21 protein-coding genes are annotated in these 21,124 nt (G+C 32.9%); 15 read left to right on the top strand and 6 right to left on the bottom strand.

Annotated elements, in window-relative coordinates:
• The first annotated feature begins 78 nt into the window (after positions 1-78).
• Both BC6307_RS10295 and BC6307_RS10300 read left to right on the top strand, forming a co-directional pair.
• A complete protein-coding gene (locus BC6307_RS10295) occupies positions 79-1,998 on the top strand; it encodes an ATP-dependent DNA helicase (protein ID WP_066414287.1) in 1,920 nt (639 codons plus the stop codon).
• Between the two features lie 135 nt (positions 1,999-2,133).
• Complete coding sequence (locus tag BC6307_RS10300; protein WP_066414286.1) at positions 2,134-3,648, top strand: carboxypeptidase M32; 1,515 nt, start codon at positions 2,134-2,136, stop codon at positions 3,646-3,648.
• 46 nt (positions 3,649-3,694) lie between these two features.
• On the opposite strand, the gene BC6307_RS10305 is transcribed toward BC6307_RS10300, so the two are convergent.
• Genes BC6307_RS10305 through BC6307_RS10315 form a run of 3 tightly spaced genes read right to left on the bottom strand, consistent with a single transcriptional unit; the run spans position 3,695 to position 5,973 of the window.
• Positions 3,695-5,338: a b(o/a)3-type cytochrome-c oxidase subunit 1 gene (locus BC6307_RS10305; protein WP_066414285.1), complete on the bottom strand. Its 1,644-nt coding sequence runs from the start codon at positions 5,336-5,338 to the stop codon at positions 3,695-3,697.
• Positions 5,328-5,807 carry a cytochrome c oxidase subunit II gene (locus BC6307_RS10310; protein ID WP_066414281.1) on the bottom strand — a complete coding sequence of 160 codons (480 nt, stop codon included), beginning with the start codon at positions 5,805-5,807 and terminating at the stop codon, positions 5,328-5,330. Before BC6307_RS10310 ends, BC6307_RS10305 begins: the two co-directional genes overlap by 11 nt.
• A 16-nt stretch (positions 5,808-5,823) precedes the next feature.
• On the bottom strand, positions 5,824-5,973 hold the full coding sequence (locus tag BC6307_RS10315) for a cytochrome c oxidase subunit 2A (RefSeq protein WP_066414278.1): 150 nt from the start codon (positions 5,971-5,973) through the stop codon (positions 5,824-5,826).
• Positions 5,974-6,276: 303 nt separating this feature from the next.
• Between BC6307_RS10315 and BC6307_RS10320 the strand changes: the two genes are divergently transcribed.
• Positions 6,277-7,041 carry a class I SAM-dependent methyltransferase gene (locus tag BC6307_RS10320; protein ID WP_066414269.1) on the top strand — a complete coding sequence of 255 codons (765 nt, stop codon included), beginning with the start codon at positions 6,277-6,279 and terminating at the stop codon, positions 7,039-7,041.
• 121 nt (positions 7,042-7,162) lie between these two features.
• On the opposite strand, the gene BC6307_RS10325 is transcribed toward BC6307_RS10320, so the two are convergent.
• Positions 7,163-7,618: a chemotaxis protein CheX gene (locus BC6307_RS10325; protein WP_066414266.1), complete on the bottom strand. Its 456-nt coding sequence runs from the start codon at positions 7,616-7,618 to the stop codon at positions 7,163-7,165.
• Positions 7,619-7,858: 240 nt separating this feature from the next.
• On the opposite strand from BC6307_RS10325, the gene BC6307_RS10330 reads away from it, so the two are divergent.
• The 9 genes from BC6307_RS10330 to BC6307_RS25050 all read left to right on the top strand — a co-directional run bounded on the left by BC6307_RS10330 (position 7,859) and on the right by BC6307_RS25050 (position 16,615).
• A complete protein-coding gene (locus BC6307_RS10330) occupies positions 7,859-8,398 on the top strand; it encodes a GNAT family N-acetyltransferase (protein WP_066414264.1) in 540 nt (179 codons plus the stop codon).
• Between the two features lie 249 nt (positions 8,399-8,647).
• Positions 8,648-9,730, top strand: a complete 1,083-nt coding sequence (locus BC6307_RS10335; RefSeq protein ID WP_066414262.1) for a type III polyketide synthase — start codon at positions 8,648-8,650, stop codon at positions 9,728-9,730.
• A 6-nt stretch (positions 9,731-9,736) separates the two neighbouring features.
• Entirely contained in the window at positions 9,737-10,303 is a 567-nt protein-coding gene (locus BC6307_RS10340; protein WP_174522362.1) for an isoprenylcysteine carboxylmethyltransferase family protein, read from the top strand.
• A 310-nt stretch (positions 10,304-10,613) separates the two neighbouring features.
• Complete coding sequence (locus tag BC6307_RS10345) at positions 10,614-14,279, top strand: dynamin family protein (protein WP_066414257.1); 3,666 nt, start codon at positions 10,614-10,616, stop codon at positions 14,277-14,279.
• 1 nt (position 14,280) lies between these two features.
• Positions 14,281-15,033 carry a nucleotidyltransferase domain-containing protein gene (locus tag BC6307_RS10350; protein ID WP_066414255.1) on the top strand — a complete coding sequence of 251 codons (753 nt, stop codon included), beginning with the start codon at positions 14,281-14,283 and terminating at the stop codon, positions 15,031-15,033.
• Positions 15,034-15,127: 94 nt separating this feature from the next.
• Positions 15,128-15,331 (top strand): hypothetical protein, encoded by a 204-nt coding sequence (locus BC6307_RS10355; protein WP_066414253.1) that lies wholly within the window; start codon positions 15,128-15,130, stop codon positions 15,329-15,331.
• On the top strand, positions 15,318-15,587 hold the full coding sequence (locus BC6307_RS10360; RefSeq protein WP_066414250.1) for a YpbS family protein: 270 nt from the start codon (positions 15,318-15,320) through the stop codon (positions 15,585-15,587). Before BC6307_RS10355 ends, BC6307_RS10360 begins: the two co-directional genes overlap by 14 nt.
• Before the next feature lie 3 nt (positions 15,588-15,590).
• Positions 15,591-16,403 (top strand): sulfurtransferase, encoded by an 813-nt coding sequence (locus BC6307_RS10365; RefSeq protein WP_066414248.1) that lies wholly within the window; start codon positions 15,591-15,593, stop codon positions 16,401-16,403.
• Positions 16,404-16,477: 74 nt separating this feature from the next.
• Positions 16,478-16,615: a hypothetical protein gene (locus BC6307_RS25050; protein ID WP_094366121.1), complete on the top strand. Its 138-nt coding sequence runs from the start codon at positions 16,478-16,480 to the stop codon at positions 16,613-16,615.
• A gap of 112 nt (positions 16,616-16,727) precedes the next feature.
• Here the strand turns inward: BC6307_RS25050 and BC6307_RS10375 are convergent, their stop codons facing one another.
• Complete coding sequence (locus BC6307_RS10375) at positions 16,728-17,012, bottom strand: SdpI family protein (protein ID WP_066414246.1); 285 nt, start codon at positions 17,010-17,012, stop codon at positions 16,728-16,730.
• Positions 17,013-17,164: 152 nt separating this feature from the next.
• On the opposite strand from BC6307_RS10375, the gene BC6307_RS10380 reads away from it, so the two are divergent.
• On the top strand, positions 17,165-17,530 hold the full coding sequence (locus BC6307_RS10380) for a DUF2512 family protein (RefSeq protein ID WP_066414243.1): 366 nt from the start codon (positions 17,165-17,167) through the stop codon (positions 17,528-17,530).
• Positions 17,531-17,680: 150 nt separating this feature from the next.
• Here BC6307_RS10380 and BC6307_RS10385 read toward each other — a convergent pair whose 3' ends face one another.
• The gene (locus BC6307_RS10385) at positions 17,681-18,274 is read right to left on the bottom strand and encodes a TetR/AcrR family transcriptional regulator (RefSeq protein WP_066414240.1); all 594 of its coding nucleotides are present in this window, start codon (positions 18,272-18,274) and stop codon (positions 17,681-17,683) included.
• 151 nt (positions 18,275-18,425) lie between these two features.
• Between BC6307_RS10385 and BC6307_RS10390 the strand changes: the two genes are divergently transcribed.
• Complete coding sequence (locus BC6307_RS10390) at positions 18,426-19,334, top strand: ABC transporter ATP-binding protein (RefSeq protein ID WP_066414233.1); 909 nt, start codon at positions 18,426-18,428, stop codon at positions 19,332-19,334.
• A gap of 2 nt (positions 19,335-19,336) precedes the next feature.
• A complete protein-coding gene (locus tag BC6307_RS10395) occupies positions 19,337-20,941 on the top strand; it encodes an ABC transporter permease (RefSeq protein ID WP_084380304.1) in 1,605 nt (534 codons plus the stop codon).
• Positions 20,942-21,124: the final 183 nt, after the last annotated feature.

Below are 21,124 nucleotides of genomic sequence, written 5' to 3' on the forward strand. Positions count from 1 at the left end.
ACAAATAATACTTGACAATAAACTAACCTTTCCTTAATAATGTTGAAATGTCTTACTTTTTTCGGAGGTATATTATTAATGAATAACCGTTTACCTTTTACGATGAATAAAGGAGAATCATTCTTTGATAAATTAAATGAGTGGATCGGTGATGTGTTTTATGACATCCTTCCTGAAGCAGGGTTTGAACTACGCGATGAACAAATTTTCATGGCCTTTCAACTAGAACGAGCATACAAAGAAAAACAGGTAATATTTGCCGAAGCTGGTGTAGGGACTGGAAAAACAATCGTGTATTTACTATATGCTATTTGCTACGCCCGCTATATCGGTAAACCCGCAGTAATCGCTTGTGCAGACGAAACGTTAATAGAACAACTTGTCAAAAAAGGTGGAGATATTGAAAAGATTTCAAAAGTTCTCGATATTACTGTTGATGTAAGAACTGCCAAATCACCGGATCAATACATATGTTTAAATAAGCTAGATCGTGCCATGACTTTTGAGAACAATGAAAAAATTGATGTTGTGTATGATACGCTCCCAGCGTTTGTGAACAAACATGAAACGATGCAAACATTCTTTCCTTACGGGGATCGAAAAGATCATGCTGAATTAAATGATGAAGAGTGGAATTTAATTGGGTGGGATAGTTTTCAAGATTGTTTTAGTTGTGCAAAGCGTCATCGATGTGGACAAACATTATCCCGTGAACATTATCGAAAAGCCGCGGATATTATAATTTGTTCACACGACTTTTATATGGAACATGTATGGACAGTTGAGAAGAGAAAGAGAGAAGGTCAACTACCATTATTACCTGAAGCGTCTTCGGTTGTTTTTGATGAAGGACATTTGCTAGAATTTGCTGCTCAAAAAGCTTTAACATATAAAATGAAAAATCAAACAGTGGAAGAGTTGTTAACTCGATTATTAGGGAATGATCTTCGAGAAGAATTTTCTTTACTAGTTGAAGATACGTTAGATGTTAATGAACACTTCTTTGAAAAATTAGAGCAAAGTTTGTATGAAGTATCTGGTTCGGAGAGGAAAGATGTAAAGCAATCAGCGGAGCTTACCAGTGCAATCGAACAACTATTAAGCAAGATTGAACAAATTGGAAATGAGTTAGTTTATGAAGGTGAATTGCATACAATTGATCATTATCAACTGCATATCGTCGAGGAATATTTAGATTCTATTGAATTTTTATTAAAATTATTGCTGACAAAAGATGATGTAATATTTTGGGCTGAACAATCAAATCAAGATACAACATTAGTAGTAATGCCAAAAACAGTAGAATCTGTATTAAAGGAAAATGTATTTTCAAAAAATATACCTTTTATCTTTTCTTCTGCAACACTTTCAGAGAACAATACCTTTGATTACATTTCACAGTCATTAGGAATTGAAAAGGCTCTATCCTTTACTATTGCTTCACCATTTGATTACGAGGAAAATATGACGATTTATTTAGAGAAAGTTTCAGATGATATCGCTACTAAATTTGAAAAAACAATGGAAGCTATTGCACGAACAGAAGGTAGAGCAATTATACTGTTTGCTACACGCGAAGAATTACTTGCATTCAAAGAAAAGACTAATCAATCGGACTATACTTATTTCTTTGAAGGTGATGCAGAAATAAGTGAACTAGTTTCTAAATTTCAAAACGAGGAAAACAGCGTATTATGCGCTTATCATCTATGGGAAGGCTTAGACGTTCCAGGGAAGAGTTTAAGTAACGTAATAATATGGTCATTACCTTTCCCACCAAATGACCCTGTATTCGCTGCAAAAAGAAAAGGGCTAAACAATCCATATATGGACTTAGATGTTCCTTACATGTTACTTCGATTACGCCAAGGGATAGGTCGTTTAATAAGAACTAGCGAAGATAAAGGAGAAGTAACAATTCTTCTCTCACAAGAAATAGATCCATCCGTATTAGAAAAGATAGAGGTAATATTACCAACTAACCCAACCTATAAATAAAACAAAAAACCATCAAAGCAGTTAAACACTTCAATAACTAGCAATGATGGTTTTTAACTATATAATTTTTTCCAAATAGTTGATAAATTAAGAGAATGTTTGTATCCTATAATAAAGCAATGAAGGGGGAAAATAATGGATATTCAAACGATAGAAAAAGATTACTTACAATTAATGAAAAAAATAGAAAGCTATAACGAAGCTATTTCACTTATGTTTTGGGATATGCGCACTGGTGCACCAAAAAAAGGGTTAGAACAGCGTTCCGAAGTAATAGGGATGTTATCATCAGACGTTTTCAAATTAACAACATCTGAAGAAATGCTAGAGTATATCATTCAATTAACGCAACCTGAAATATATAATCAATTAAATGAAATTACACAAAAATCTATAGATGAAACAAAAAAAAATTACGAGAAAAATAGTAAAATCCCTCAAGAAGAATACAAAGAATATGTAATTCTAAGTTCAAAGTCAGAAGCGGTATGGGAAGAAGCAAAAGCAAATGACGATTTTTTCATGTTACAACCATATTTAGAAAAGCTCGTTTCTTTTAATAAGAAATTTATTGAATATTGGGGATACGATGGTAATAAATATGACACTTTATTAGATATGTATGAACCAGGTATGACGGTTGACAAATTAGATGAAGTATTTAATCAACTGAAAGAACGAATAGTTCCACTCGTAAAGCAAATTCAAGAATCCAACTACAACCCTGACGACTCAGTGTTATTTTTTTCGTTTCCAAAAGAAAATCAGCACAACTTTAGCTTAGACATACTAAAAGAGTTGGAATATGATTTTTCAGCTGGTAGATTAGACGAAACAGTGCATCCATTCGCAATAGGGATTAATCCAGGTGATGTCCGTGTCACTACCAAATACGACGAAGAAGATTTTCGCTCTGCCATATTTGGTACGATTCACGAATGTGGACACGCTCTTTATGAACAAAACATTTCATCCGATTTAATTGGAACAGGATTAGCTTCTGGAACGTCCATGGGAATACATGAATCTCAATCATTATTTTATGAAAATTTTGTTGGGCGTAACTATTCATTTTGGAAAAGGCACTATAATAAATTAAACGAATATGCGACTGGAGCTTTTCAAAATGTTTCGTTAGATGACTTTTATGGTGCTATTAACGTTGCGAAACCATCGTTAATCCGAATTGAAGCAGATGAGTTAACATATGCTCTTCATATCATTATTCGCTATGAATTAGAAAAAGCTCTCTTTAATGATGAATTAGAAGTAAAAGATTTGCCAAATGCTTGGAATGAAAAATACGAACAATACTTAAATATTACACCACCAAATAATGCGAAAGGTGTACTTCAAGATGTTCATTGGTCTGGAGGTAGTTTTGGTTACTTTCCTTCTTATGCATTAGGTTATATGTACGCTGCTCAGTTTTTTAACACGATGAAAAAGGATATTCCAAATTTTGACCAATTACTAGAAAATGGGGAACTTAAGGTTATAAAGCAATGGTTGGCTGATCACATTCATCAATACGGTAAGATGAAGAAACCACTTGAAATCGTGAAAGATGTCACAGGAGAAGAATTAAACGTTCAATACTTAATTGATTACTTAGAAAATAAATATCGTACTATTTATAAATTAGTATAATTAAAGAGGCTAAACATTATCGTTTAGCCTCTTTTTTTATAAAGCATTACCAAAATTTAAATCCTTTGGATCCAGGAGGAGCGTTTTGTATCATATCGATAAAAGGTACAGTATAGGCAAATAAAATTAACGCAATTGTTACACCTATCCATAGCTTCCAATTTTCGAAAATAGCTGGTGTTTTTTCAGCTTGCTCAGCAGTTTCGCCAATTGGGAAATCCGTTTCTCCTTTAGGAGCAAAGAAGGAAAGGTTTATGACAATAATTAATATTAGGATGATGCCTAAAAAGAGAATAGAACCTCCGATTGCTTGGAACATTTGGTATGGAATCCATTCTAAAGCTTGTGGAGCATCACCATAAGTAGAGAAGGATGAACGTCTTGGAGCACCAAGTAATCCAGCAGCATGCATAGCGCTAGACATAAAGAACATACCAACTGACCATACGATTGTTTGAACAATTGCTAATTTGTTCATCGCTTTTGTCATTACTCGTCCTGTTAGATGAGGGATGAGCCAATATGCAATACCGAAAAATGTTAAAATGACAGATGTTGCTAACGTTAAATGGAAATGTCCAGTTACCCAAATTGTATTATGAACAACTTGGTTTAGTTGGTGACTTGCGTTTACTAATCCACCCGCACCAGCTGGAATGAAAAATAGCATCCCAACAAACGGAGCAAAAAACCGTGCATCTCCCCAAGGTAGCTTTTTAAACCAACCGAAAAGTCCGGTTGCACCTTTAGAACGACCGTATAATTCAAAAGTTGCGAATAGAGAAAACGCAGTCATTAATGATGGAATGACAACCATAAAAGTTAAAGCTACTTGTATAAATTTCCACGTTGGATCAATCCCAGGTTCTGTTAATTGGTGATGGAATCCAACCGGAATGGAAAATAGTAAGAAAAGTATAAATGACAGTCTTGCCAATGCGTCTGAAAATATTTTTCCACCAATAATCTTTGGAATAATAACATACCAAACCATGTAAGCAGGTAATAACCAAAAATATACTAACGGATGACCAAAATACCAAAATAACGTTCTACTTACTAATACGTCTATCGTGTCTACAAAGCCTAAAGACCACGGTAAGAACTGAACTAACATAGCAGCAGCTACACCTAACGTAGCTACAAGCCACATAACCATATTAATAATAACCATGAAGCTTAATAAAGGAGTTACTTTTCCTTTGTTTGTTTTTTTCCATTTAGAGTAATGTGTAAACATTCCAAAGCCACTAACCCAGCTACCAACAACAACTAAAGTTAACCCAATATAAAAGCCTGGATGAGCTTGTAGTGGGGCATAAAATGTATAAAGAACACTAGCTTCATTTAAAAGGATAAAAGTTGCAGTAATAGCTGTTCCAATCGTCATTAGCCAAAAGCCAATCCAACCAGCTTTTCTTACACCACTGGATAATGTACCAGCAGTTCGACTTAACCCAGCAAATTGAAAGCCTATGATGAAAAAGGTTGTTAAAACAAGGGCTAATAAAACTCCATGTACAGTAAGAATTTGATAATAGCCAATATTTCCTGGAAGTTGAAATTCCCCTGTTCGAACTAACACTTGTAGTAATCCTGCCAGACCACCTAATAATAATGCGATAAAAGCGACATACAAGTGAGCCATAGCTAATTTTCCATCTTTACGGTCTACTTTATTACTCCACATTTTTAATCACCTCGAAAGTTGACGTCATCATGTGATGACCGACACCACAATATTCATTGCATAACACTAAAAATTCACCTTCGCGATTAAACTGAGCTGTAAGTGTACTGACGTAACCTGGTTCAACCATCATATTGATATTTGTACCAGGTACTTGGAAACCGTGGATTACATCTACTGTTGTAACACTAATATGAACAGTAGCTCCAAGTGGAATCTGTACATGACTCGGTTCATAATGAAAAGCAGAAGCAACCATCGTTAATTCATATTCATTTTCCCCAACTTGCTTTAAGCCAGGTTCATTAAAAGGAGGAGTTTCTGCCACTTTTTCTGGATCAATCGTAACTAAACAACTAGGTGGTTGATTTCCTAAGTAAAAGGCACTTACACCAATGGTTGATAAAAAAACTAACAATGTAGCAATACCAAAAATTAACCAAATTTTTTCAAACTTATGGATGTGCATATCCATTCACCTTCCCTTATATACGACTTAAAAATAAAAAGTAAACGCCAAACCAAGTAATAATTAAGAAACCACCAAGGATAAACACGGAAACTAAAGTTCCTCTTAAGTTAGATGGTTTTTCCGTCTTCACAACCGTCTTTTTTACTAGTTCAGGTTTCGCCATCTTTCAATCTCCTTTCTGTCATTAATTGCTGCTTACTCTCATCATACAAAATCAAATTGCAAATGATAGCGCTTTTTCTTATGTTCACAAATGGTTCATTCTTAATGTTTACACTATAAAAATAGGGGAAAATTGATAGGTAAATAATAGTGACTAGTTTCACAGTTTGAGGAATGTGAAAAAAGTGTGAAAAATAAAATGATTATTCCTAAGCGAGGTACAATATGTATTCATGTATGCTAATCTAGTAATATGCTACGTAAAATATCACAAAGCAGCATTTTAATAATAGAGGTGAAAAACATGTTTAGTTTTTATAGTAAGTTGTCTTCGGAAGTGTATGACATCGATAAGCCAGTTGGACATTCTTTTGGTGATATCGAATATTACATGGATCGGCTTAAAAATTGTAATGGGAAAATATTAGAGCCAGCAACAGGAACAGGGAGAATACTTATACCACTTTTACAACAAGGCTTTAAAGTGGAAGGGTTTGATGTTTCGGAAGAGATGCTTTCCATTTGTCAAAAGAATTGCGAGGAAAACGGGGTTTCTACTAAATTATTTATTGATAGGATGGAATCTTTTACATCGGATTCCAAGTATGAAGCAATTATCGTTCCGACAGGTACTTTTTTGTTGCTGTTTGAACGAGAAGAATCATTAAGAGCTTTGAAAAACTTTTACAATCATTTACAGAATAACGGAAAATTAATAATAGATATACATCTTCCAGATAATCTGTCACTCAATGATAGCAGCGAACGATATTGGGAATTAAGTAACGGAGAAATTATTACTTTAAGATATAATACCGTGAAAATTGATTATGTTAAGCAATATAGCATATCGCATGGTAGATATGAAAAGTGGAGAAATGGGAAACTAATTCAAACAGAATTAGAACAGTTTCCGATTAGATGGTACGGGGTAGAGGAATTTAAGATGATTTTAGAAAAAGTTGGATTCGAAGATATTGTTATTTCAGCTAACTATAAGTATGGAAAATACCCAACTAATAATGAGGATACTATTACGTTTGAAGCAACTGTAAAAAAATTATTTTAAATATAATGAACAAAACAAAGGTGTTCGCAATAAGTTAAACGAATGCCTTTGTAGCGTACTATGTACATAACAATACATCTTTTAAAAGGAAATGATCCCTAATTATTATTGGGTTCATTCATCAAGATGCTTTTAACCCTAATAAAATATCCATTTTGCCATAATCTTGGACATATATAGAAGTGATAACAGTCTCAGAATGTAGATAATACTCTTTCTGTTCACTTAAAACATTAGGTGGAGTAATATCTGTTTTAATTCCAATTTCCGAAATTTGCATTGTTAAATTTCCAACAATCATATTTCCTAGTTCTCCAGTGAATGATAGTAACATCTCACCTTCTACCTCCATACCAAACAACATCCCAGCTAGCTTTTGAAATACTGTACTTTCTCCTTGAATAATTAATTGTGCATGAATATCGCCAATTAACGTAATTAATACACCTAATGAAATATCAGTCGTTTCTTGTATATAAAGCTTTGGCTCTGCATAGCTAATGGAGGCTGGAATAATCGCTTTAACGGATTCTATAGCTCCTGTAATTACATGCTGAATTGATAAATCTAATGACATTTAAACCACACTCCAACTACATTTAATTATCCTAACATAAAGTAAATTAAGACTATATTAGGGATGAGAGATAAAGACCGAACTTCCTCATTTAGTTAAACTTTCTTTCATTATCATAAATATCAGATTATTTTTCAACAAATTTCTACAAAAAACACTATTAAAAAACACGTTTTAGTTGAAAATTAATGTTAGTTATTTTATAGTTTCCCTTTAAAAGAATTTTGAGGAGTGTTCATCATGTCACAACTAACAATGAAATTTACTGCAAAAGATGAATCTGAAGTAGTTTTAAGGCCTATAACTTTACAAGACGCAGAAGATATCGTTACAGCTGTAACGTCTATAATAGAAGCGGGAGAATATATTCAAAAAGATGTACCTCGGACTGTTGAAGAAGAAAGACAATTTATCCAAAGTATGATGGATAATGAAAATATGTATATGGGTGTGGAGCGAGAAGGAAAAGTAATTGGTATCGCACGAATTATTAGAGGAGATATAAAAATGAAGCGTCATACTGGGTTGTTTAGAACTTGGATTATAGAGGACGCTCAAGGTCTAGGAATTGGCAAAAAAATAATGGAGTACACGAATGCTTGGTGTAAACAGTATAAGTTACGAAAATTATGTTTAACGGTTTTCTCTACGAATAAACCAGCCTATAAATTATACGAACGCTATGGCTTTGTTGAAGAAGGAGTACAAAAGGAACAAGCATACATTAACGGCCAATATGTAGATGAAATATTAATGGCCCAATTTTACTCAGACAAATAAAATAAAAATAAATTTCCATAAAATGAGTAATGTAGTTATGTTAGTTTTCAGATATAATAAAACTGCACAACAACACAACTCCTTTAAAACGTTGCTTTCCCTTTCAACTATGGGAAAGCTTTTTTTCTAGTAAAAACCTATCCTAAGAACAATTTTTCAAAAGAAAATAAAAATAAATAAATGAATTATATACTATTTTTTGGTGAAAATAATCTTAATTATTATGTAGGAGTTTAAAAGTTTAAAAAAATGCCAAAAATAGTTTCTGTTGGGACTGCAGTACCTAAATTTGCATTAAATCAAGAAACTGTAGTTGAGTTTGCTCGTGAACTTTTTTCTCATTCTTATAGTGATATTGAACGATTATTATCGATATTTTCTAACGGTAATATATCAAAGCGTCATTTTGTAAAAGGACTCGATTGGTTTAAAGAAAATCATTCATTTGAAGAAAAAAATGATGTATATATACAAGAAGCAATTTCTTACGGTGTTAGAGCAATTAACAACTGTTTAAATAATGAAAGTATGTTACATGAGGCTATACATTTGGATGAAATTGATGCTATTTTTTACATATCATCTACTGGAATTTCAACACCTAGTATTGAAGCAAGAATAATGAATAAATTAAGTTTTTCTGAACATGTGAAAAGAATTCCAATATGGGGTTTAGGGTGCGCTGGTGGAGCGGCAGGATTAACGAGAGCCTTTGAATATTGTAAAGCTTTTCCTGAACATAAAGTTTTAGTTTTGACAGTCGAGCTTTGTTCGCTAACGTTTCAAAGACAGGATCCTTCAAAAAGTAATCTCGTCGGTACATCACTTTTTGCAGATGGAATTGCGTGTGCATGTATTGTGGGCGATTTAGTAGAATTTAATAACAAAATAACATGCCCGTCCATTATAGATACACTTTCAACGTTAATGAAAGATTCAGAGGAGGTAATGGGGTGGGATATTAAAAATGATGGATTATACGTCGTATTTTCACGTGATATTCCAACCATTATACGAACATGGTTGCATACTAATGTTCAAAAATTCCTTCTAAAACATAATTTATCTACTAACGAAATAGATCAATGCATATTTCATCCAGGTGGAAAGAAAGTGTTAGATGCTTATGAAAAAAGTTTACAGTTATCTAAAGATAAATTAAAGAGCTCTCAAACTATTTTAAACCTTTATGGAAATATGTCTTCTGCGACTATATTTTACGTTTTAAAAGAAGTAATGGAAAAAGAAGCACAAAAAGGCGATACCGGACTTGCCGTAGCGCTAGGACCTGGATTTTGTTCTGAGCAAGTACTTCTTAAATGGGAGGACTGAGGGTTGGTGTTTACCTTAATTATATCTTTAGTTATTACGCAAAGATTAGTGGAACTAATAATTGCAAGACGTAACGAAATATCGATGAAAACAAAAGGAGCAATTGAGTTTTTTCCAGAACATTATAAGTATATTGTCCTTATCCATATTAGTTTTTTTCTTTCACTCTTGTTAGAGGTTAGTTTTTTTAATAAACAATTATCGACAATTTGGCCAGCTATTTTAGCACTGTTTTTAGTAACACAAGCTATTCGAATATGGGTGCTTTTTTCATTACGCAATTATTGGAATACCAAAATTATTGTGTTACCAGGAGCTAATATCGTAATGAGGGGACCATATAAGTTTGTACGGCACCCAAACTATATCATTGTTTGTTTAGAAATTATCCTTATTCCGATTATGTTTCAAGCATACTGGACGGCCATAGTATTTACTATTTTAAATGCATGGGTATTATCAATAAGAATTCCGTTAGAAGAGAGAGCATTAAGCGAAGCGAACACAAAATATGATGAATACATAGAGCACAAAAATAGGTTTTCACCTACATTTAATAAATTTACAGAATAATTTGTATTGATGATGAGAATCATTCTATGTTAGAATTGAAATGAAAATAATTATCAATATCACAACTATAAAAAGTGAAGGTGATTAGCATGACTATGCTTTTTGTTGGAGCAACAATTATTACTTATTCTGTTTTATTAAAATATGTGCTACATAATACATGTAAAGTATCTAACTAAAACCACCGTCATTTGGTGGTTTTTTGTTATTTTTTTATTAGTTTTTATGAAACATTGCAGAAATTATAGGAAAAAAACTAATTTTCAAGTAAAATAATATTAGAAAAATGCAAACAAGGGGTACTTATAATATGGGAGTTACAACAAAAGTAGAAAAGCAAACTTTATTAGATTTACAACAAAAAACATCGAACGTATTTATGAATATTCACAATAGTGGGGATCGCCAACGTGCCAAAAAATTAGCGCAGTTGCTTCAAAAAATGAATAAGAAGGAATTAATGATAGCGTTTTGTGGTCATTTCTCTGCAGGTAAATCAACATTTATAAATGAGTTGTTACAAGAGCAAGTATTGCCTTCAAGTCCAATTCCAACCTCAGCTAATGTTGTCACCATTAAAAAGGGGAACGAAAAGGCTATTGTTCAATTTTTTGAAGACGAACCTTTAGAAATACTTCCTCCTGTTGAATTCAGTAAAATAAAAGAATATTGCAAAGCTGGAGACCAAGTAGAAAGTGTTCTATATCAATTTCCTTTTCAACATTTGGATGACTCACTAGTAATTCTAGATACACCTGGTATTGATTCAACAGACGACGCACACCGCGTATCAACCGAATCAGCACTACATTTAGCAGATGTAACCTTTTACGTGATGGACTATAATCATGTTCAATCGGAAGTTAACTTACAATTTATTAAAGATTTACAACAAAAAGGGAAAAAGCTCTATTTAATTATTAACCAAATCGATAAACATCAAGAAAATGAATTGCCTTTTTCTGTTTATAAAAAAAGAATATTGCAGTCACTCCATGAGTGGAATATAGAACAATGTCCGATGTTCTTTACAAGTTTAAAGCAACAAGCTCATCCATTAAACGAACTTAAAAAAGTAAAACTGTTGTTATCAAAATTATTAAACGATAAAGAAACTATTGTAAAAACGACAATCAAAATGGCGACAGAAACGATTATTAACGAGCACATTGAATGGCAGTATGAAAATGAAGCGGAAAGGCTCGCCTCATTAAAACAACAGCTGGACGAAAATAAAACGTTAAAACAATTGCAAAACGAACTTACGGAAAAGAGAAATTTGTATAATGGTTTACTAGAAAAACAAAACAAAAAACAACTTTCTTTTCAAGAAGAAGTTCAAAAAATATTAGACAATGCTAATATTACACCGTATGAAATGCGAGAGTTATCAAAAGCATACTTACAATCTATGCAAAAGGAATTTAAAGTTGGGTTGTTATTTTCAAAAAAGAAAACGGAAGAAGAAAGACAAAAAAGGGAAACATCTTTTGTTCAGGATATAAAAAACAGAGTACAAACACACGTAGAAAAGCATGTTCAAGAATACATGTTAGCTTTTATTGAAAAAGAAGGAATAACGAATCCTACTTGGATGCAAAGAATACAAACAATAACGATTGCCATTGACCGTAATTTTATTGAAAAGCATGTAAAGAATGGTGCGGGCGATAGTGGTGATGCAGTCTTGAATTTCACAAAGGATCTTGCAAGTTCTATTCGAAAAGAGTATAAAAATATAACATTCTCTTTAATGAATGAATGCTTTAAAGAGCTTGAAATGAATGAAAGAGCTACTATTGAAAAGTTAAAATCAGAATTAGAACAATTAGAGAAAAAAATTAACGCACAAGAGCAATATGAAAAAATCGTTAACAATATCCAGCAAACGCACAACAATTTATTAGATATGTTAGGGAATCCTTCTAAAAGTGCAAGTGCTGAAGAGTTAAAGAGTGCAACAGCAATGTATGCAAGCAAAGTAAAACGGCAAGTAAGTGGAGATGATTTGGACAGTATCACTGTTAATAAAGAGTACAGTTCTAATGCTTTAGAAACTTATACAAATATTAATTCATCTCAAAAGACGTTAGCAGATACCATTACAAATTTAAATTTAGTATCTGAGCAAATAAGCAAGCTACCGCCATTCAAACGAATTGCCAAAGAGTTAAGGGAACGGTCCAATAGGTTAAATAATCAAAAATTTACGGTTGCGTTATTTGGAGCATTTAGTGCTGGAAAATCTTCATTCGCAAATGCTTTATTCGGCGAAAAAGTTTTGCCAGTCTCGCCAAATCCAACTACAGCATCGATTAATAAAATTTCACCAGTAACAGCAGAAAATAGCCACGGAACTGTTCATGTTAAAATGAAAAAAGAACAACATTTATTACAAGATGTACAGCTTGCTCTTTCGATATTTCGACTACAGGCAAGTACATTGGAAGAAGCGAAGGAAGTCATAAAAAGTTTAGAATCAATCAATATAGTTGATCCAAAAAGTAAACCGCATATAAGTTTTTTACAAGCTTTCGCTAAAGGATATTCTTCCATGAAATCTCATATCGGAAATTTACTCACTATTTCCTTAAATGAATTTGAAGATTACGTAGCAACGGAAGAAAAAGCGTGTTTTGTAGAATGGATTGAAGTATTTTATGATTGCCACTTAACGCAGCAAGGTATAACAATCGTTGATACTCCAGGTGCTGACTCTGTGAACGCAAGACATACAGAAGTATCCTTTGAATATATTAAAAACTCTGATGCTATTCTTTTCGTTACGTACTATCAACATGCATTTTCAAAAGCTGATAGAGAATTTTTAATCCAGCTTGGACGCGTAAAAGACGCATTCTCGCTAGATAAAATGTTCTTTATTATTAATGCTGCTGACCTAGCAAACACAGCGGAAGAGTTACAATTAGTGAAAAACTATGTTGGGGAACAACTTCTTTCGTATGGTATTCGAAACCCAAGATTATTTGCACTTTCTAGTCTACATGGATTGACAGAAAAAACCGGTGAAATTCCTTTGTCACTACCGTCATTTATGAGGGATTCACAGCTCCCTCAATTTGAAAATGCGTTTTATCGTTTCATTGAGGACGATCTTGTTCATATGTCAATTAACGCAGCGGAAGAAGAACTGAAACGTATTATAGTAAATGTAGACACTGTTTTTCGTTCTGCCCAAGAAAGTGATGAAGAGAAAAAAGAAAAGTTAAATTACTACCGAAATGTTGCAAAGAAGATGTTAGATAGAATTGATCAGTTTCAAGTTACTGATTATAAGGTGTTACTAGAAAAAGAAATCAAAGAACTCCTTTATTACGTAATTCAACGTTTGTTTTTACGTTATCGTGAATTTTTTAAAGAAGCGTTTAATCCGTCTGTTTTACGTGATGACCTTAATATTAAAGAGCAGCTACAATCTTCATTTAATGAACTCTTCGTTGACATGGAGCATGATCTCACTCAAGAAGTAAGAGCAACAACTGTAAGACTTGAAAAGTATATTAGTACGACGTTAAATAATTACCAACATAATGTAAAAAGCGATATTCAAAAGCTTGATAAAAACTGCAACTTTGCACTAGTTGAGAATAACCGTGTGAAATCGTTAACAATTCAATCTGGATTAAAGCAAATTTCTGATAAGGAAAAGAAAAATATTTATTCGTTTTACCGAAATTCTAAAAGTTTCTTTGAAAAAAATGAAAAAGAAAAAATGAGAGACTATATGGAGGAAGTATTTCAACCGGTTGTTGAACAGTTTATATTAGAACAAAATAGCAAGTTAGCTCAATACTATTGTGGTGTTTTGGATGAACAATTTTATTATGTACAAAATGTAATTACTAAACAAGTTGAAGAGTATTATGATGGAATTATAGCTGGACTATCTCAAGATTTAGATATGGATATGTGGTCAAACGTTTTATTGAATATAAAGAAAACAAACGAGGGATAAGATGGATTTTTCTAATCTTTTTTCACAACTAGAAAAGGAACATAATTTCCAAATTTTATTCGCTTGCGAAGCCGGCAGTAGAACGTATGGTACAGCTGGTGAAAACAGTGATTACGATATTAGAATCATTTACAAACGAACTATAAAGGAATATTTATCTCTAAAACCTAACAATAATGATTCATTCACTTATAAAAATGGTGAATTTGATATTCAAGGGTGGGATTTGAGAAAAGCACTACTATTAGCGAAGAAATCAAATCCTTCTCTATATGAAATGATCAATGGGAATGAATATTATGTAGCAAATTCATCCTTAGTAAGTTCGCTTCGGACTATCATAAATGATACCTATTCGAAAAAAGTATTAGCGAGTCATTATACGCAGCTGCTGGCTAAAAATATAAAGCTGTATAATGAAAAGAAGAAGAGCTCTTATTTGTATCATTCATTTCGTTCTGCACTTATGATTGAATATATGTTGAAGTTTCATCAACTTCCTCCCATAGCATTATCACAATTAATAAATAGTAGTGAAATGTTCTCGCAAAATGATTTAAACATAGTGATAGAAATAAAAAAGAATGGTACTATATCGAATGAAGATAGTATGAACAGATTATTAAAAGAGCTTCAACTTTATGTTGTTGAAGCAAAACGATTAATTGACCATCTTGAACAGCTCGATACGAACAAAGTGCAGTGGAGTAGCTTAGAACATATTTTTCTTGAACAAATTGGATTTAAACAATAATAACGTAAAGGTTGTATATGATTAAACTCCGAGTTGGTCATAACCGAAAGAAAATGGAAAATTTCTTTTATATCTGTAAAAAGAAGGTGGGGAAATGAAGCAAAATGATGTAGGTCACTTCCACGCTTGTGCCACCTGTAAACATTTTAGAGTAAATAAAGAATCAACTAAAACTACGTATAAGTGCGGCAGGCTCGGATACGAAACAAAGCCAGCGTATCAATTCCACTGTTGGGATCCGAAAGACGTAGTACTACAACTTATGAAAAAGCGAGGAATAAATTATGAGCGTACATAAAGAAATTTCAGCACATGCAAAAAAACAAAATGAAATAGTAACTACATTTTTGACACTTGAAGCAAAAAGGGAACAGTATATTGATGAAGCGATTCAAATATGTATGGAGGGTAAACCTTTTTCCACAGATAAGATAAATGCAGTAACAGAGAAAATGAATCATCTTGCAAGAAATGGAATTGCTCCACAAAGAAAATTAGTTAGTATTGAAATGGTAAAAGAATATGTTATGAGGTTAAAGCGTAGGGAGAGTTAAACTATGTCCAATATTATTAACGCACAGTGGGTCAATGATCATTTAAATGAAATTGTCCTCATCGATTGCCGTTTTCATTTGCAAGATCCACTTAAGGGAAAAGAAGAATATAAAAAGGAACATATTCCGAATGCTTTTTATTTTGATTTAAATAAAGATTTGTCAAGTGATATAAGTACTCATGGTGGCCGTCATCCACTTCCCAACATGATTGAATTTGTAAGTAATCTTCAGCAGTGTGGCATAAATAATACTTCTACTATTGTTGCTTATGATGACCAGCAAGGAGCAATGGCCTCAAGGTTTTGGTTTTTATTAACGTATTTAGGGCATAAAAATACATTTATTATGAAAGAAAGCTTTGCAGAATGGAAAGAAAAAGGCTTTCCAACAACAGATGTAATACCTAAAATTAGTAAAGAAAAAGTATCGATTGAAGTAGATTTACAAAAGGATTTATTAGTCACGATGGAAGATGTCCGTAACCGACTAGAATCGATTAATAAAGGAGAAATCGTCCTTATTGATTCTCGAGAAGAAGTACGATACAAAGGAATACAAGAACCAATCGATCGTATCGGAGGCCATATACCTGGAGCAGTTAATAAATTTTGGTTAGATATAAAGAAAGGAAAGGAATCTTTTCAAGATTTAGATCCAACAAAAGAAGTTATTGTATATTGTGGCTCTGGAGTAACAGCTTGTCCAAATGTTCTTGCACTAAGAGAAGCTGGCTTTCATAATGTAAAACTTTATGCAGGTAGTTGGAGTGATTGGATTTCCTATAATGATAATCCAGTAAGTACAGATTCATGATTATTTTTCCTTAATCGAAAGCGCATTATATTCACATACTAACTCCGAAGCCATTGAGCAGAGGAGGGTTAAGAATGGGTAGAACAAAAAAAGGAAATGCAAATGCTAATAGAAACAATAACGCGAAAAAAGGAAAAATGAACACGGAATTTGCATCATATGCAGAATTTGAAGCAGCTAAAATGACTAACCAACATAAAGATAAAGAATAAAAACAACAAAGTCTTGTCCAATAAGACGTTAAGCAAGTGGGGAAAAACGAGCGTTTTTTTCCACTTGTTTTTTGTATCATTTAACTACTAAATGACTTATTAATCCTGTATATTATTTGCTTATACGCCATTCAACAAGTAAAAACAATATCCCGATTAGAGGAACTAATGTAACGAGTGCCCAGATGGGAGATGTGAAATAACCTACCATAGATAAGACTAGTCCAATCAACATTAATAGCTTACTACTAAATTGATTAGCGGTTTTCCAATTATTTATATTTTTCATGGAATTATGAGTTCTGTACCCGTAAAAGGAGTTAATTCTTTTTGGCGGGAACGTGAATAATACTAGTCCTGCCATGAAAAGAATAAATCCAAGCAAAATATCCTCCATCTAAATAACACCTCCTAATAAATATAAATACGTTTCAGAAGTATTAAAGTTTCAATTTTCAATACGGATAGAAATACTTTACTTCTTTTGTAAAATGTATATAGAAAGAAAATTATTTATCAGAGCAACCTAAATAAAAGGAGGTGCTACATTTGAGACATTTATCAGCGATCGTAATTAAAACAGCGATGGTAGCGCTTGTTTTATGGTTTATATTATCAGGATTATATAATTACCCTATTGGAGGAACGTTTGTTCTTTCTCTATTCATTGTAGGGATAAGTTATCTAATAGGGGACTTAGGAATATTAAGGATTTCCAATAACATAATTGCAACAATTGCTGACTTAGCAATTACAACCTTTGCATTATGGTTACTTGCTCCAATCGTTTACGGTGTCGGAATACCATTCGGAGCAGCATTCATTTCGGCTTTAATCATCGGAGTTGGTGAATGGTTCTTCCACAAATTTGTTGCCAATGGCTTACTAAATAATAATCCTAGTCCCATTTCATAATACCATTGAAAAGAGAAAACTGACCTTATTAAAAAAAGGTCAGTTTTTAATGCAAAATTATAAGTTGAATGAACTGTAGTTTATGAAGGAAATTTGTCATTTGGTGCGCTTCCCCAGGAAATGTGAAGAGAAGTCGGGTTGTATTAGTTCTTAATTTGTACTTGGGTCTTTTCCCAATATACCGTAAAACAATATTTGCATAATGTCTTCCGTTAGAGGAAGTAGTTGTTGATAGGTTTCTTCCTTTTTAAAGTAGTCTGTCATCATTTGAAAATAAAACAATATTGCTTCATTTGACAGATTTTTATTGATAAAACCTTCCTTCTTACCATCTTCGAAAAAACTCATTATTTGTGGTAGTACTTTTTCCGCGTACAATTTTTGCAAATGATTCCCTTCTTCTCTATACTCTTTCAAAAAATATTCATATAATTCCTCGTGTAGTTGATTAGCGGCTTTTTTCTTATTAAATATAATTTGTTTTATTTTATCAGGAAAGGGCAATTCACTATTTATTAACTTTTCAAATTCAAGGGTAACGTTATCTGTATAATATATAAACACTTCGCGAATCAGATTATGTTTACTATCGAAATAATTGTAAATGGTAACTTGTGATACGTTAGCTTTTTTTGCTATTTGTGATATCGACACTTTCTGAATCCCAAACTCCATAAATAGTTGGAGAGCTGCTTCTAATATATTGTTCATTTTTTCTTCTTTACGGCGCTGAAACCCGTCCATTACATTCACCTCATATATAAGTTTAATAAAAGTTATGAAATAAAACAAATATAATATTTCATAAAGGTGTTGAAAGTGGACATCATCTCCTATATTATGAAATATATAATGTGTAATATTTCAAAACTTCTTTAAAGAGGAGGTCCTACTGATGACCGTACTTAATATTACTGAATTAAAAAAAAGTTTCGGTAAATTTTCAGCATTAAATGGAGTAAATATGGAAGTGCATGAAGGAGAAGTTTATGGGTTTATTGGGCCAAATGGGGCTGGGAAATCGACGACCATTCGAATTTTGCTTGGAGTATTAAAAGCATCAAGTGGTGATGCTAAAATCTTTGGAAAAGATGTATGGAAAGATGCTGTTGATATTCATAAAAGAGTTGCTTATGTTCCTGGTGACGTTAATTTATGGCCGAATTTAACAGGTGGCGAAGTAATTGACTTATTTTTGAAGTTAAGAGGGGACATAAACGTTAGCCGGCGTGAACAATTAATTGAAAAGTTTCAATTAGATCCATCCAAAAAGTGCCGTACGTATTCAAAAGGAAATAGACAAAAAGTAGCATTAGTATCAGCGTTTGCAGCCGATGCAGATTTTTATCTGTTAGATGAGCCAACATCAGGGTTAGACCCATTAATGGAAAGAGCTTTTCAGGACTGTGTGATGGAAGCAAAACTAGCCGGAAAAAGCGTCCTCCTATCAAGCCACATTTTATCAGAGGTAGAAAAATTGTGTGATAGAGTAGGAATCATACGCCAAGGCGAAATTATTGAAAGTGGAAGTTTAACAGAATTACGTCATTTAACAAGAACTAGACTAATAGTTCAAACAAAAGAACCAATTACCGACTTAAGTAAACTAAACGGAGTACATGAAGTTGAGAACTCTCGTGATTCTATAAGCTTCCAGGTTGATGCTGATCAGCTAGATATCGTAATAAAGTATTTAGGACAATACGGTATAGTAAAGCTTGAAAGTGCACCACCGACTTTAGAAGATCTGTTTATGAGACATTATGATATTTCATCCGCTTCAAGAGGAGATAGGGGTGAGTAAAAGTGTGGTATCAGCTATTTTCTAATAATGAATTACTTTTTAAGTTTATGTTAAAACGTAATCGATATCGGATGGTAATATGGATACTCTCTTTTTTACTAATATCGATTGCTACAGCTGGTTCATTCGAAGGTCTATATAAGTCGGATGTGGAAAGGCAAGCGATTGCGGAAACAATGAAAAACCCTGCAATGATAGCGATGGTTGGTCCTGGTTACGGATTAGATAATTACACAACCGGTGCGATGATGGCACATCAAATGTTGTTATTTACTGCTATAGTAGTGGCAATTATGAGCATATTATTTGTAACGAGTCTTACGAGATCGGAAGAAGAAGATGGTCAACTTGAATTGTTAAGATCATTGCCCGTTGGACGTTTAGCGAATTTACTTGCAACATTTAAATTAATGATTATTCTAAATTGCTTGCTTGCTATTATTATCGGAGTTGGTTTAACGTCTTTAAATATATCTAGTATGGACGCACAAGGATCTTTTCTTTATGGTGCAAGTTTAGGGGCGACAGGTCTCATTTTTTCAGCCATTACAGCATTAATGGCACAACTCTCTCAAACTAGTAGAGGAACACTCACGCTATCATTTATGCTGTTAGGTTTCGGATATCTAATAAGAGCGATTGGTGATGTTAGTAACTCATTACTTTCAAACGTTTCTCCATTAGGCTGGATTTTATCTACTGAAGTTTATGTGCAAAACAATTGGACACCCATATTTTGGACGATTTTATTAGCGGTTTTACTAAGCCTAATATCTTTATATTTACAAGCAATACGAGATGTTGGCTCTAGTTTTCTCCGAACTAAATCCGGAAAAAAGAATGCTTCTCCTTTGTTACTATCAACTCTAGGTTTAGCATTTACACTTCAACGAACAAGTATTATTGCTTGGTCCATTGCAATGTTATTGTTAGGGTTATCGTACGGTTCTGTTTTTGGTGATCTTGAAAATTTTTTCGGAAGTAATGAAATGCTTTCTGAAATGCTAGCTCCGATAGAAGGATTATCATTAACGGAGCAATTCTTAACGATGTTAATGTGTATTATCTCTTTAATTTGTACAGTTCCACCCGTGATGTTCTTTTTAAAGTTAAAGGGAGAAGAAAAAAAGAACCGAATTGATCATCTATTATCTAAAGCAGTTTCACGGAATCAATTATTATTTTCGTATGTATTCATATCCATACTAAGTAGTGTAATGTTGTTATTACTATCTATATTAGGATTATTTTTCGCTAGTAGTTTAGTAATGGAGGAGCCTATACAAATCGTTGTTTTACTAAAATCAGGAATGGTATATTTACCATCAGTGTGGCTAATGATTAGTATTACTATTTTTATATATGGATTTAAACCTCAACTTACAGCGGTTATTTGGATCTACTTAGGCTATTCATTTTTTGTCGTATATTTAGGAGGACTATTGCAATTGCCAGAATGGATGAGTATGTTAAGTCCTTTCGGTCATATTCCACAGTTTCCGGTCGAGAATATTCATATTGCACCATTAATGACTTTATTCCTAATTAGTCTTATAGTCACTTTTTTTGGTGCGAGAGCCTTTAGAATAAGAGATATTTCTGTGTAACAGCGGTTATTTTATAATATAAAAAAGCGTTATGTCAGTTAAGTAGACAGAGCGCTTTTTTGTTGTTATATGACGATTGTCACAGTACAATTCATATTCTCTAGGAAAGAAGCGTTATAAAAACTTGTAGGATATATAGGTATTAATACATTTTTAAAAATTCTTAATATTTTGTATATTAGT

This window comes from Sutcliffiella cohnii (assembly GCF_002250055.1).
GTDB classification, from domain to species: domain Bacteria; phylum Bacillota; class Bacilli; order Bacillales; family Bacillaceae_I; genus Sutcliffiella; species Sutcliffiella cohnii.

Coding starts and splice junctions, on each gene's coding strand:
- BC6307_RS10295 (WP_066414287.1), top strand. CDS start 79: ATGAATAACCGTTTACCTTTTACGATGAATAAAGGAGAATCATTCTTT.
- BC6307_RS10300 (WP_066414286.1), top strand. CDS start 2,134: ATGGATATTCAAACGATAGAAAAAGATTACTTACAATTAATGAAAAAA.
- BC6307_RS10305 (WP_066414285.1), bottom strand. CDS start 5,338: ATGTGGAGTAATAAAGTAGACCGTAAAGATGGAAAATTAGCTATGGCT.
- BC6307_RS10310 (WP_066414281.1), bottom strand. CDS start 5,807: ATGCACATCCATAAGTTTGAAAAAATTTGGTTAATTTTTGGTATTGCT.
- BC6307_RS10315 (WP_066414278.1), bottom strand. CDS start 5,973: ATGGCGAAACCTGAACTAGTAAAAAAGACGGTTGTGAAGACGGAAAAA.
- BC6307_RS10320 (WP_066414269.1), top strand. CDS start 6,277: ATGTTTAGTTTTTATAGTAAGTTGTCTTCGGAAGTGTATGACATCGAT.
- BC6307_RS10325 (WP_066414266.1), bottom strand. CDS start 7,618: ATGTCATTAGATTTATCAATTCAGCATGTAATTACAGGAGCTATAGAA.
- BC6307_RS10330 (WP_066414264.1), top strand. CDS start 7,859: ATGTCACAACTAACAATGAAATTTACTGCAAAAGATGAATCTGAAGTA.
- BC6307_RS10335 (WP_066414262.1), top strand. CDS start 8,648: ATGCCAAAAATAGTTTCTGTTGGGACTGCAGTACCTAAATTTGCATTA.
- BC6307_RS10345 (WP_066414257.1), top strand. CDS start 10,614: ATGGGAGTTACAACAAAAGTAGAAAAGCAAACTTTATTAGATTTACAA.
- BC6307_RS10350 (WP_066414255.1), top strand. CDS start 14,281: ATGGATTTTTCTAATCTTTTTTCACAACTAGAAAAGGAACATAATTTC.
- BC6307_RS10355 (WP_066414253.1), top strand. CDS start 15,128: ATGAAGCAAAATGATGTAGGTCACTTCCACGCTTGTGCCACCTGTAAA.
- BC6307_RS10360 (WP_066414250.1), top strand. CDS start 15,318: ATGAGCGTACATAAAGAAATTTCAGCACATGCAAAAAAACAAAATGAA.
- BC6307_RS10365 (WP_066414248.1), top strand. CDS start 15,591: ATGTCCAATATTATTAACGCACAGTGGGTCAATGATCATTTAAATGAA.
- BC6307_RS25050 (WP_094366121.1), top strand. CDS start 16,478: ATGGGTAGAACAAAAAAAGGAAATGCAAATGCTAATAGAAACAATAAC.
- BC6307_RS10375 (WP_066414246.1), bottom strand. CDS start 17,012: ATGGAGGATATTTTGCTTGGATTTATTCTTTTCATGGCAGGACTAGTA.
- BC6307_RS10385 (WP_066414240.1), bottom strand. CDS start 18,274: ATGGACGGGTTTCAGCGCCGTAAAGAAGAAAAAATGAACAATATATTA.
- BC6307_RS10390 (WP_066414233.1), top strand. CDS start 18,426: ATGACCGTACTTAATATTACTGAATTAAAAAAAAGTTTCGGTAAATTT.